The organism is Microbacterium sp. A93, assembly GCF_051842835.1.
In genome coordinates this window covers 166,009-178,327 of the sequence record NZ_JBPXMT010000015.1, presented here as the reverse complement: position 1 = coordinate 178,327, position 12,319 = coordinate 166,009, and the positions used below count along the sequence as shown (strand labels likewise).

The following is a 12,319-nucleotide window of genomic DNA, read 5'->3' as shown; positions in this document are numbered from 1 at the left end:
TCATTCATCACCTTCAGATTTCGCCGGGTCCCCCGGACACCGAAAGGACTAGACCATGGTTATCAAGTACGACTCCGGAGCATCGGCCGCCTACGAGTATGAGGTCGGGCAGATCGCCGACCGCATCGAGGGCATCCTCGGTGACCGCGAGCAGCAGAAGGCCTACGTGGAGGAGAACTACGAGGCCACCGGCACCTCGGAGGATCTCTCCGGCGTGGAAGCCAAGTGGCTGGCCGCTTGTGAGCAGGTCCGCGACCTGGTCCGCGAGGCACGGACGCTGATGGAGAAGAACGACGTCACCGCTGAGGAAGCCGCCAAGGCTGCCGGCGGAGCCGTTGCAAGCATGGGCGGCTGAGTAACGCCCACCCATCGCCGATCCAGCGCGCAGACAGGGGCTGGCCCACAAGGGCCGGCCCCTGCTTTTCGTGCATTGCATCACGGTCACTGCGCGTATTTCACCCTTCCCGTTAGACTGGATCGCTGGCGGGACCTCTCGCCCGCCCACGACCCCACGTGATTGGACATCCAGTGACCTCTGCCCCCGACCGCCCCCTCCGCCTCGCCATCATCGGTGCCGGCCCGGCTGGCGTGTACACGGCAGACCTGCTGACCAAGGCCGAACGTGACTTCGAGGTCAGTATCGACCTCTTCGACCGCTATCCGGCTCCCTACGGCCTGATCCGCTACGGCGTGGCCCCGGACCACCCGCGCATCAAGGGGATCGTCAAGGCTCTGCACAAGGTCATGGACCGCGGGGACATCCGCTTCCTGGGCGGCGTGGACTACGGGACGGACATCACCCTGGCGGACCTGCGCGAGCACTATGACGCCATCGTCTTCTCCACCGGTGCCATCAAGGACGCGGACCTGCCCATCCCGGGCTCCGACCTGCAGGGCTCCTTCGGCGGTGCCGAGTTCGTCTCCTGGTATGACGGTCACCCGGACGTCCCGCGCGAGTGGCCGCTGACGGCCCGTGAGGTCGCCGTGATCGGCAACGGCAACGTGGCCTTGGACGTGGCCCGGATGCTCTCCAAGCACGCCGACGACCTGCTGGTCACCGAGATCCCGGAGAACGTCTACGCCGGACTCAAGTCCTCGCCCGTCACGGACGTCCACGTCTTCGGCCGCCGCGGCCCCGCGCAGGTGAAGTTCACCCCGCTGGAGCTGCGCGAGCTGGCGCACTCGAAGGACGTGGACCTGGTGCTCTACCCGGAGGACTTCGAGTTCGACGCCGCCTCCGAGGAGGCCGCCACCTCCAACAACCAGATCAAGACCATGGTCGGCACGCTGACCAATTGGCTGGTCGAGGAGCAGGACACCGGCGCCTCCCGCCGGCTGCACCTGCACTTCCTGCAGCAGCCCGTGGAGATCCTGGGTGAGCACGGTCAGGTCGTCGGGCTGCGGATGGAGCGCATGGAGCTGGACGGCACCGGCAACGTCAAGGGCACGGGCGAGTTCACCCATTACCCGGTCCAGGCCGTCTACCGCGCCATCGGCTACCACGGCTCCGAGGTGCCCGGGCTCGCCTACGACGAGCGCAAGGGCGTCATCCCCAACGACGCCGGCCGCATCCTGGGTGCCGACGGCACCCCGGTGCCCGGACTGTATGCCTCCGGCTGGATCAAGCGCGGCCCGGTGGGCCTGATCGGCCACACCAAGGGCGACGCGCTCGAGACGATCGGCTGCCTGCTGGAGGACCAACCGACCCTGTGGACGGCACGGAACCCGGATGAGCAGGCCGTGCTCGACCTGCTCGAGTCCCGGGGGATCGACTACACCTCGTGGGAGGGCTGGCTGGCCCTGGACGAGCACGAGCTGTCCCTGGGCGCCGAGGCCAGTGCCAACGGCCCCGTGGCGCGCGAGCGCGTCAAGGTGGTGCCGCGGGAGGACATGACCCGCATCAGCCGCGGCGTCCTGTCCCACCACGGCTGAGCGCAGACCGACCCGCGGTGCCCCGCCTGTTCGCCGACCTCACCCCGCTGAAGGTCAGCCCCGCCTACCGGCGGCTGTGGATCGGCAACTCACTCTCGGCGATCGGCACCCAGCTGACCCTGGTGGCGGTCAGCCTCGAGGTCTTCCACCTCACGGGCTCCTCCCTGGCGGTCGGGATGCTGGGGCTCTTCGCCCTGGTGCCGCTCGTGGTGGCCGGCCTGTACGGCGGTGCCGTGGCGGACCATGTGGACCGGCGCAAACTGGCGTTGGGTTCCTCCGCCGTGCTGTGGCTGACCACCGCGCTGATCGCGGCCCACGCCTGGCTGGGCATCGAGAACGTCTGGGTGCTGTACACCCTGGTGGCGGTGCACTCCGGGGCCTCCGGCATCAACCAGCCCACCCGGGGCGCCATCATCCCCGCCCTGGTGGGGACCAAGCTGCTGCCGGCCGCCAACGCCCTGAACATGATGACGTTCTCGGTGGCCATGATGGTCGGACCCCTGCTCGCCGGGGTGCTGGTGGCCGGTGTGGGCTACGCGTGGACCTACTCCGTGGACGTGGTGACGTTCCTGGCCGCCCTCTACGCCGTCTGGCGGTTGCCCTCGCTCCCGCCGCAGCGCGACCCCGCCGCGGAGGGCCAGGGTCAGGGTGCGCAGCAGGGGCCGCGCCGTGTGGGCTGGCGCTCCGTGGTCGAGGGCTTCGCCTTCCTCGCCTCCCGGCCCAACCTGCGGATGACCTTCCTGGCGGACATCGTGGCCATGGCCACCGCCTTCCCGCGGGCCCTGCTGCCCGCGGTCGGCGCCGTACTCGGTGCCGCGATGCTGGGAGGCGGGGAGGCCGCCGTCGGGATCCTGCTGGCCGCCATGGCGCTGGGGGCCTTCCTGACGGGGCTGTTCTCCGGGCCGCTGACCCGGATCGTGCGGCACGGGGTGGCGGTGTACGCCGCGATCATGGCCTGGGGGCTGGCGGTGGCCGGTTTCGGCGTGGTGGTGTTCTTCGCCGCCCGGGGCGAAGCCGCCGGCGAGGACCTGGCGCCCTACCTGTGGGCGGGCGCGGGCTGCCTCGCGCTGGCGGGTTGCGCGGACTCCGTCTCCTCCGTGTTCCGGAACACCATCCTGCAGACGGCCACCCCGGACCACCTGCGCGGGCGGTTGCAGGGTGTGTTCATCGTGGTGGTGGCGGGTGGGCCGCGGGTGGGGGAGATGCTCACCGGCAGTGCCGCGGAATGGATCACCGAGCCGGTGACCCTGATCGCCGGCGGGGTGCTGTGCGTGCTCGGGGTGAGCGCCCTGATGCGCTGGCAACCCGGGTTCCTGCGGTACGACGCGCGGCATCCCGTGCCCTAGTGGAAGCCGTGCCGACTAGGCTGAAGGTATGAATCGGCACCACAACGGATTGAAGACGACGCTGCTGTTCGCCGGCCTGTTCGCGGTGCTGCTCGCCATCGGCGGGATGATCGCCGCCGGCACCGGCCGGGCGATGTGGATCTGGGTCTTCGCCGTGATCGGGGTGGCCACCACCGCCTACAGCTACTGGAACAGTGACAAGATCGCCATCCGGTCCATGCACGCCTACCCGGTCACGGAGCAGGAGCAGCCGGAGATGTACCGGATCGTGGCGGAACTGTCCCAGGCGGCCAACCAGCCGATGCCCCGGCTCTACGTGGCGCCCACGCCGTCCCCCAACGCCTTCGCCACGGGTCGCAACCCGCAGCACGCGGCCGTGTGCTGCACCGAGGGGATCCTGAGGATCCTGAATGCCCGTGAGCTGCGCGGGGTGCTGGGCCATGAGCTGATGCACGTCTACAACCGGGACATCCTGACGTCCTCCGTGGCGGCCGCGGTGGCCGGGGTGATCACCTCGGTGGCCCAGTTCATGCTGTTCTTCGGGGGAGGCCGCGGCAATCGCGGGGGCAACCCGCTGGCGATGATCGCCCTGGCGTTGCTGGCACCGCTGGCCGCGTCCCTGATCCAGATGTCCATCTCCCGGACCCGTGAGTATGACGCGGATGAGGACGGGTCCCGGCTGACGGGGGATCCGCTCGCACTGGCCTCGGCCCTCCACAAGCTGCAGAACGGCATCCAGGCGGCGCCGCTCCCGGATGACCAGCGGCTGCAGAACACCGCCCACCTGATGATCGCCAACCCCTTCAAGAACGTGAAGAACATGTTCTCCACGCACCCGCCCATGACCGAGCGCGTCCAGCGGCTCGAGGGGATGGCCCGGGAACTGGGCCACGGCTAGTCCGGCTAGTACGGCTAGTCCGGTCAGCCGAACGGCGGACTGGACTAGAAGGCTAGCAGGGCTGGAAGGCTAGGACGCCGGGACCAGTCCGCCGGCCCGCTGCCAGGCACGGGCCAGCCGGTCCTTGACCGGTGCGTCCATCAGCTCCTCTGCCGCGGCCTCGGCCCGGCGGATCGAGCCGCCGGCGGCCTGGCGGGCCTCCTCGGCAATCGCCCGCTGACGGCGGTGCCAGTCCCGGTCCTCATGACGGGGTTCCGCGGCAATCGATTCCAGCTGGGCGGCGATCCGGTTCTGGTTGCGCTCGGCCGCGCGAAGCCGCTCAGGCTCCAGCGCCTGGTCGATGAACCCGCCGTGGACCACGAGCCCGATCGTGGCGTCGACCCCATGCCGCAGGGCGATCGCCAGCACCTTCTCGGGGGAGACGCCGCCGGCGACTGACGGCTGGGTCTGCCAGGGCTGCCGGGCCAGGGGACGGCCACGCTGGGCGTCCACCAAGGCCTCGCCGAGGGAGGCCTCCGAGGTGCTGACGATGCCGTCAGGGGTGATCAGGTAGAGCATGGGGTTCCTCAGCGGAAGTTGATGAACTGCAGGTCGGCGTCCTCGAAGCCTTTGAGCAGGCTGATGGTCGCCTGCAGGTCATCGCGGGACTTGGAGGAGACGCGCAACTCGTCCCCCTGGATGGAGGCCTTGATGGACTTCGGACCCTCGTCCCGGATCAGCTTGGTGATCTTCTTCGCCGTCGGCTGGTCGATCCCCTCCTTGATGCTGGCCTCCAGGCGGTACTCCTTGCCGGAGGCGTAGGGCTCACCGGTCTCGAGGGACTTCAGGGAGATGTTGCGCTTGACGAGCTTGGACTGGAAGACATCCAGGACGGCCTTGACCCGTTCCTCGGAGGAGGCCTTCATCAGGATGGACTCGCCGCTGAAATCGACTTCCGCACCGACGCCCTTGAAGTCGTACCGCTGGGCGATCTCCTTCTGCGCCTGGTTCAGGGCGTTGCTGATCTCCTGCTTGTCTACCTTGCTGACCACATCAAACGTTGAATCGCTGGCCATGGCTCCTCTTCGGGTCCTCGGGGGTGGGTGCGTCTCGCCGACAGCCTACCGGTGGGCTGAGAGCGGTGGGCGGATCGGTCCGCGTCCCGATTCGAAATCTCGGCCCGGCTCCGCTAAAGTGAGGTGTCGCCGACCGAACGGACTGGTCCAGATCAGTTCCGAGCGGGTGGCAGGCCCCGGCAGATTACCCGAGTGGCCAAAGGGGGCTGACTGTAAATCAGCTGGCATTGCCTTCACTGGTTCGAATCCAGTATCTGCCACACCGCAAAAGCCGCGGGAGTCACCGACTCCCGCGGCTTTTTCGTGTCCAGCCGGCCCGCCAGAACCTCAGAACGTCAGGACCAGCCGGCCGCGGACGCCTCCGGCCTCCAAGCGACGGTGGGCCTGCGGGGCCTGTTCCGCGGGCACGGCCTCCGCCACACGCAGGCTCAGCACGCCGTCCTCCGCCTGTTGCCGGAGCGTGTCCAGCTTCTGTTGTTCGCGGGCGTAGTCCGCGACCAGGATCGGGTGGAACCTGACGCCGCGTTCGCTCGCCTCGTCGTAGCCCCGGATGGTGATGACAGTGCCACCATCCCGGAGGGCGGGGGCGACGGCGGCGTGCAGCATCGCGCCATCGACGGCACCGTCCACGCCGTCGGGGAACTGCTCACGGACGCGGGCGGCGAACTCCTCACCGCGGGGCAGCACCACGTCCGCCCCGAGGCCCACCACGAGCTCCTCATCCTTCTCGGCGGCATCGGCGATGACCGTCAGACCGTCCGCCTTGGCCAGCTGCACGGCGTAGCCGCCCATGGCCCCGGCCGCCCCGGTGACGGCGAGGACGCTGCCGGGCGGCAACCCGAGGGTGTCCAGGGCCAGCCGCGCGGTGAGGCCGTTCATGGGCAGCGTGCTGGCCTCCACGGGACTGCTGCCGCGGGGCGCTGCGGTCACCGATCCGGCGGGCAACACCACCTGCTCCGCGTAGGCCCCGTGCGAGCCGCGCGGCACCACGATGCCCATCACCGCGTTCCCGACCTGCAGGGTGGTCGAGGCGCCGGGGCCGATCTCCTCCAGTACCCCGGCGACGTCCATCCCGGGGACCAGCGGGAGGGACTGTCCGGAGGTGTCCCGCTGCCCGGAGCGCAGGATGGTGTCCGTGGGATTCACGGCGGCCGCCTGGACGCGGATCCGCACCTCTCCCTCGGACACGGCGGGTCGGGGCAGGTCAACGACCTGCAGGGCGTCGGGTGTTCCGGGTTCGTGGATTCCAATGGCTCGCATACCCGGGCAACGGGTCCGCCCTCGGGGTTATTCCGTCTGAGCGTGGTTCACGGCGTGGTTCACGCCGCGGCGGGCAGGGGCGTCAGATCCCAGATGGTGCAGTAGGCCCGGTCCGGGGCCCCCATGACCGCCTCGTAGTAGGCCCAGGCCCACGCCGGTGCCCCGTTGGAATCTGGCGGGGCCACGGGGCAGGTACCGGGATTCAGCCACCGCCCGTCCGCACAGATGAAGTCCAGGTGTTCTGCCACGGAGCTGTCGCGGGGAGGACGCAGGGAGTCCTTGAGGTCCTCGGCGAGGGCCACCCCGTAGAGCTCCGTGGCATCGGTGTCCACGACCAGTCCGCAGTCCCGTTCGAAGGCGTGCACCCACTCCAGCGATTCGGCCAGCGCCTGCTCCGGCTCATCCTGTTGGACCACCACCATCAGGGTGGCGCGCCGTCCGGGAGCCATCCGGCCCGGGTCCGCCGGTCCGTGTTTGGGCTGCGGCGATGGAAGGTGCTGGGGGGAGAGTTCGTGCGTCATCGGAAGCTCCTGATCTGGCGTCTCGGCCGGCGGCCCCGGCGGGGTACCGGTGTCTCCGAGGCTAGGAACGCGGCGCCGCGACGCATCAGGGGGGCGGACCCCCGCGGTGGGCGACGCGCGGGCGGGATGTTCGCTGTGGAGTGAAGGACCCGGTGCCTGTGGATCCCGCCTTCGCGGTCCCGGGCCCGGCCGTTAGGGTGGGTCCATGGCTACCACTGAGATCACCGAAGCGGGTTTCGAGCAGACCCTGACCGAGAATGACATTGTCTTCGTGGACTTCTGGGCTGGCTGGTGCGGACCGTGCAAGCAGTTCGCCCCGGTCTATGAGGAGGTCTCCGGAGAACATCCGGACGTACTCTTCGGCAAGGTGGACACGGAGGCCGAGAGCGGTCTGGCCTCGGCCGCCAACATCACCTCGATCCCCACCCTGATGGCCTTCCGGGACCAGGTCCTGGTCTTCGCCCAGCCGGGTGCCATCAACTCCACCCAGCTCCAGGAGCTCGTCACCGCCGTCAAGTCCCTGGACATGGATGAGGTCCGGGAGAAGCTGGCCAGCAACCAGAACCCGGACCAGAACTAGCTAGCCCGGCTACCGCCGCCGGTGGTCCGCCGGCGCCAGTTTGGGGCCGAAGCGGCTGAACCGGTAACCGGCCAGCCCGATGAGGCGGACCACCCGCTGCCGGTGCCCGGCCCAGGGGGACAGCAGTCGCAGCATCCCGGCGTCGTCGGTCCGCCGGCCCGAGAGCGCCTCACCCACGTGGTGCGCCAGGTGGTAATCGCCGACCGCCACCGTATCCGCCGCCCCGTGGGTCCGTTGCACGGTCTCCGCGGCGGTCCACGCGCCGATCCCCGGCAGGGTGGTCAGCGCGCCGACCACCTGGTCCACCTCGTCCGCGCCCCGTGCCCCGAGCCGTTCCAGTGCCGTGGCCCGTTCGGCCACCCGCAGCAGGGCCCTGGACTGGGCCGGCTGGACCCAGCCGGCATGCCACTGCCAGCTGGGGACATGCCGCACCACCCGGGCGGTGGGTGGCAGCAGCATCCCCGCGGGCGCCGGTGCCGGGGCGGGGTCCCCGTGGCTCCGCACGAGCCACCGCCAGCCGGCCCGGGCCTGATCGTGGGTGACCTTCTGTTCCAGGACCACCATGAACAGCTGGTCCACCATCCGGCCGGTGGCCGGTAGCCGCAGCCCGGGATGCGCCCTCCGGGCCCGGACCACGGCGGGCGGAAGTCCCCCCGCCCCGTCCGAGGCCAACCGCGCATCAAAAGCCGACCAGTCGTCGTCGAGCCCCAGCAGCCGGTGCGCGCCGTCCACCGCCGCCTGCGCACCCGGACCCCACGCCAGCACCGGCACCGGCCCCGGGACCAGGGCGGAGGGAGCGGGGCGTATCAGCATCGTCACGGGGTCGCCGGTGCCCGGGACCCGGAAGCAGAGCCAGACCCCCTCCGGCCGCGACTGCACGGTCGGATCCGCGTGGCCGCGCTGCAGCACCCCGAGCGTCAGCCGCACGTCCACCGGCACGTCAGGGCGCAGTGTCGCCGAGGCGTCGGGGGTGGGTAACGAGTCCAGCACTCCACCATTGTCCCAGTCACGCGGATTCATGATCTTGGCGTGCCCCCGCGGCCCGGCGGTACCGTGGGGACCATGACAGATCATCAGGGCATGACCTATGCCGACAACGTCCTCGGCCTCATCGGCAACACCCCGCTGGTGAAGTTGAACCGGGTCACGGAGGGCATCAAGGCCACCGTCCTCGTCAAGCCCGAATACCTGAACCCGGGTGGTTCGGTGAAGGACCGCATCGCCCTGAAGATGATCGAGAACGCGGAGGCCGAGGGCAAGCTGGCCCCCGGTGGCACCGTGGTGGAGCCGACCTCCGGCAACACCGGGGTCGGGCTGGCGATGGTCGCCCAGCTCAAGGGCTACCGCTCCGTGTTCGTCACCCCGGACAAGGTGGGCCAGGAGAAGCGGGACGTGCTGACGGCCTACGGTGCCGAGGTGGTCGTCACGACGTCCTCCGTGCCCCCGGAGTCGGAGGACTCCTACTACGGCGTGGCCAACCGCCTGGAGCGGGACATCGCCGGCGCCTACCAGCCCAACCAGTTCTTCAACCCCTCCGCCCCGGAATGCCACTACGAGACCACCGGCCCGGAGATCTGGCGGGACACCGCCGGCCGGCTGACCCACGTGGTGATCGGTGCCGGCACCGGCGGAACCATCACCGGTACCGGCCGCTACCTGCACGATGTCTCGAAGGACCGCCCCGCCGGCCCCGTGAAGGTGATCGCCGCGGACCCGGACGGCTCCATCTACTCCGGTGGGACCGGACGCCCCTACTCCGTGGAGGGCGTGGGCGAGGACATGTGGCCCGGCAACTATGACAAGACCGTCCCGGACGAGGTCATCGCCGTGGACGACGCCGCCTCCTTCGAGATGACCCGTCGCCTCGCGGCCGAGGAGGGCCTGCTCGTGGGCGGATCCTCCGGCATGGCCGTCGTCGCGGGCCTGCAGGCCGCCCGGGAGCTGGGCGAGGACGACGTGATGGTCATCATCCTGCCGGACTCCGGCCGCGGCTACCTGGGCAAGATCTTCAACGAGGCCTGGATGGACGAGATGGGCTTCACCACCACCCGGCAGGACTCGGTGCTGCCGCCGGAGAAGGCCGCCAACACCGGGCCCGACGCCGGCCCGGCGGCTTCCGCGGCTCCCTCACCGGACGCTGTGCCCGCCTGGGATGTGCCCGTCGGCGAGATCCTGGCGGAGAAGTCCACCTGGCTGCCGGGTGCGCTGCCGGCCGTGGTCACGGCGCCGAAGGACGCCACCCTGGCCGAGGCGATCTCCACCATGAACCGCTACGGGGTGGACGCACTGCCCGTGGTCGGCGCCCCGCGGGACGACCTGCGGGTCGGCGAGATCCTCGGCGCGGTGGACGTGATCACCCTGACCGACCTGCTGGCCTCCGGACGGGCCCGGCCCACGGATACGGTGTCCGACCACGTCGGCGCCCCGCTGCCGAAGGTCAACGTCAACGCCCCGCTGTCCTCCGCCCGTGAAGCCCTGCGCTCCGCCCCCGCCGTGATGGCCACCCACCAGGGTGTGGTCACCGGCATCGTCACCCTGCACGACCTGCTGGCCCGCGTGGCCCGCTGAATGACCCGAGAGGAATCAGCATGAGCGAGTACCAGTACACCTATGAGGGTTTCAACACCCGCGCCATCCACGCCGGCCAGGCCCACGAGGAGGTCTACGGCGCGGTGGTCCCGCCCGTGCACCTGTCCACCACCTACGCCCCCGTGAAGGTGGGCGAGCTGCGTCACGGCTATGACTACGGCCGCGGCACCAACCCCACCCGCGACTCCCTCCAGGTCCAGCTCGCCGCGCTCGAGGGCGGGGTGGACGGGAAGGCACAGGCGTTCACCTTCGGCTCCGGGCTGGCCGCGGAGAACGCCCTGATCCACGCGATCGCCGGCCCCGGCGCGCACATCGTGATGGGCAACGACGTCTACGGCGGCACCTACCGCCTCGTGGACAAGATCCTCGGCCCCTGGGGCGTCGGACACACCGTGGTGGACATGGGGGACCTCTCTGCCGTGGAGCAGGCCCTGGCCGCAACCGCCAGCGCCGGAGCCACAGACCGCATCCTGTGGCTGGAGACCCCGTCCAACCCGATGATGAAGATCTCGGACATCGCCGCGCTCGCCGAGGTGGCGCACGCCGTCGGGGCGCTGCTGGTGGTGGACAACACCTTCGCCACGCCCTACCTGCAGCTGCCACTGGAACTCGGCGCCGACGTCGTGGTCCACTCCACCACCAAGTACATCGGCGGGCACTCCGACGTGATCGGCGGAGCCGTGGTGGTCAACGATGCGGAGATCGCCGAGAAGGTCAAGTTCCAGCAGTTCGCGGCCGGCGCCGTCAACGGGCCCCTGGACGCGTACCTGACCACCCGGGGACTCAAGACGCTCGGGGTGCGCATGGACCGCCACAACGCCAACGCCGGCACGATCGCCCAGTACCTGCTGTCGGTGCCCGGCGTGGAGCGCGTGCTCTACCCGGGCCTGGCGGACCACCCGGGGCACGAGCTGGCGGCGAAGCAGATGCGTGGCTTCGGCGGCATGGTCTCCGTCCAGTTCACTGGGGGAGCGGCCGCTGCCAAGCAGGTCGCCGAGACCACCCGCCTGTTCCAGCTGGCCGAGTCCCTGGGCGGCATCGAGTCCCTGATGAACTACCCGGCCGAGATGACCCACGCCTCCGTGGCCGGCACCGAGCTGGCCGTGCCGGACAACCTGGTGCGCCTATCAGTGGGGATTGAGGACGTGGCCGACCTGATCGACGACCTGGACCGCGCCATCAGCAGCCTCTGACCCACACCACCTGAACCTCGCACACTGAGTAGCACGAATTGGTCCCGATCAGGCGTTCCTGGGGCCAATTCGTGCTACTCAGCTGCGCGGCTACTCGGTTGCAGGGTGGGGGCGAATCGTCAGCGCAGGAACTTACGGACGGCGGGAACCCAGAGCAGGGCGGCACCGGCCAGCAGCACCACGGCCAGGACGATCAGCAGCGGGTGGCCTCGGACGATCAGAGGGATACCGACGATCACGGCGACCCCCGTCAGCAGGCCGGCCGCACTGCGCCGTGACCGCAGCAGCTGCACCGTGCCGGTGCCGGCGGCCACCGCCAGGACGCCGGCCAGTCCCGCGAGGACGTACTGCCCTGTGGGGGTGGACTCCGGGGCGGCGACATCAAATCCGCTGGCTGGCCCGGCGCCCCCTGGAGCCGGGGCGTTGAGACCGGCCAGCAGGAAGGCCACGGTCACCAGGGCGAAGAGTGCGGTCGCCGCGGCCCACCACCAGCGGGCGACCTTGAGGGCGGTCGGGGTGGCGGCCTGGCGGGCCTCGGCGGCCCGCTCCTCGGTGGCCTGACGTTCCGCCCGCCGCTCACGCTCCACCCGGGTCCGCTCGGCGTCATCCTTCGAGGTGTCCAGGAAGGCACGCGTGGCCTTGCCCGCCGCACGGGCGAAGCGGTGGTGTGGTTGATCCGGTCGTTGATCCGGTGGCTGATCCGGTGGTTGGTCCTGGGGCACGTGACGAGCCTAACGGCCCGGATCGGCTGATACGGCACCCTGCGACTACCGTGATGCGATAGACTGATTGCACCATTCCGGTCAAATCCCCTGTGCATGCCCCGCCGTAGCTGATACAGCGAGGCATCAAGTTGTGTGGCCCGCTTTCGGCAGAGTGTCGACAGTGCGGGCGGCCGGTCCTTCAACCCCCTTCCGTTCCTCCGCTGTTGATCTGTGCCGCCCG

Annotated in this window: 13 protein-coding genes and 1 tRNA gene; 8 read left to right on the top strand and 6 right to left on the bottom strand. The window is 70.0% G+C overall.

Features of this window, described 5'->3' with window-relative positions; translation table 11 throughout:
- Positions 1-55: 55 nt before the first annotated feature.
- The 4 genes from ACSU1G_RS30360 to htpX all read left to right on the top strand — a co-directional run bounded on the left by ACSU1G_RS30360 (position 56) and on the right by htpX (position 4,176).
- On the top strand, positions 56-355 hold the full coding sequence (locus ACSU1G_RS30360; RefSeq protein WP_439284660.1) for a hypothetical protein: 300 nt from the start codon (positions 56-58) through the stop codon (positions 353-355).
- A gap of 173 nt (positions 356-528) precedes the next feature.
- Entirely contained in the window at positions 529-1,932 is a 1,404-nt protein-coding gene (locus ACSU1G_RS30355; protein WP_439284659.1) for an FAD-dependent oxidoreductase, read from the top strand.
- Between the two features lie 17 nt (positions 1,933-1,949).
- A complete protein-coding gene (locus tag ACSU1G_RS30350) occupies positions 1,950-3,278 on the top strand; it encodes an MFS transporter (protein WP_439284657.1) in 1,329 nt (442 codons plus the stop codon).
- 28 nt (positions 3,279-3,306) lie between these two features.
- Entirely contained in the window at positions 3,307-4,176 is an 870-nt protein-coding gene (gene htpX / locus ACSU1G_RS30345) for a zinc metalloprotease HtpX (RefSeq protein WP_439284655.1), read from the top strand.
- Positions 4,177-4,245: 69 nt separating this feature from the next.
- On the opposite strand, the gene ACSU1G_RS30340 is transcribed toward htpX, so the two are convergent.
- Together ACSU1G_RS30340 and ACSU1G_RS30335 are read right to left on the bottom strand one after the other, a co-directional pair.
- Positions 4,246-4,734, bottom strand: coding sequence for a hypothetical protein (locus tag ACSU1G_RS30340; protein ID WP_439284654.1), 489 nt, complete (start codon positions 4,732-4,734; stop codon positions 4,246-4,248).
- A gap of 8 nt (positions 4,735-4,742) precedes the next feature.
- The gene (locus ACSU1G_RS30335; RefSeq protein WP_439284652.1) at positions 4,743-5,231 is read right to left on the bottom strand and encodes a YajQ family cyclic di-GMP-binding protein; all 489 of its coding nucleotides are present in this window, start codon (positions 5,229-5,231) and stop codon (positions 4,743-4,745) included.
- Positions 5,232-5,409: 178 nt separating this feature from the next.
- Between ACSU1G_RS30335 and ACSU1G_RS30330 the strand changes: the two genes are divergently transcribed.
- A tRNA-Tyr gene (locus ACSU1G_RS30330) sits at positions 5,410-5,491 on the top strand.
- Positions 5,492-5,558: 67 nt separating this feature from the next.
- On the opposite strand, the gene ACSU1G_RS30325 is transcribed toward ACSU1G_RS30330, so the two are convergent.
- The gene (locus ACSU1G_RS30325; RefSeq protein WP_439284650.1) at positions 5,559-6,491 is read right to left on the bottom strand and encodes an NADP-dependent oxidoreductase; all 933 of its coding nucleotides are present in this window, start codon (positions 6,489-6,491) and stop codon (positions 5,559-5,561) included.
- 59 nt (positions 6,492-6,550) lie between these two features.
- Complete coding sequence (locus ACSU1G_RS30320; protein WP_439284648.1) at positions 6,551-7,012, bottom strand: hypothetical protein; 462 nt, start codon at positions 7,010-7,012, stop codon at positions 6,551-6,553.
- A gap of 205 nt (positions 7,013-7,217) precedes the next feature.
- On the opposite strand from ACSU1G_RS30320, the gene ACSU1G_RS30315 reads away from it, so the two are divergent.
- Entirely contained in the window at positions 7,218-7,592 is a 375-nt protein-coding gene (locus tag ACSU1G_RS30315) for a thioredoxin family protein (RefSeq protein WP_439284646.1), read from the top strand.
- A 9-nt stretch (positions 7,593-7,601) separates the two neighbouring features.
- Here the strand turns inward: ACSU1G_RS30315 and ACSU1G_RS30310 are convergent, their stop codons facing one another.
- Positions 7,602-8,582, bottom strand: coding sequence for a DNA-3-methyladenine glycosylase family protein (locus ACSU1G_RS30310; protein WP_439284644.1), 981 nt, complete (start codon positions 8,580-8,582; stop codon positions 7,602-7,604).
- Positions 8,583-8,672: 90 nt separating this feature from the next.
- On the opposite strand from ACSU1G_RS30310, the gene ACSU1G_RS30305 reads away from it, so the two are divergent.
- Both ACSU1G_RS30305 and ACSU1G_RS30300 read left to right on the top strand, forming a co-directional pair.
- Complete coding sequence (locus ACSU1G_RS30305; protein WP_439284724.1) at positions 8,673-10,160, top strand: cystathionine beta-synthase; 1,488 nt, start codon at positions 8,673-8,675, stop codon at positions 10,158-10,160.
- 20 nt (positions 10,161-10,180) lie between these two features.
- Positions 10,181-11,374, top strand: coding sequence for a cystathionine gamma-synthase (locus tag ACSU1G_RS30300; RefSeq protein WP_439284642.1), 1,194 nt, complete (start codon positions 10,181-10,183; stop codon positions 11,372-11,374).
- A 119-nt stretch (positions 11,375-11,493) separates the two neighbouring features.
- Here ACSU1G_RS30300 and ACSU1G_RS30295 read toward each other — a convergent pair whose 3' ends face one another.
- Positions 11,494-12,096, bottom strand: a complete 603-nt coding sequence (locus ACSU1G_RS30295) for a hypothetical protein (protein WP_439284640.1) — start codon at positions 12,094-12,096, stop codon at positions 11,494-11,496.
- Positions 12,097-12,319 lie beyond the last annotated feature (223 nt).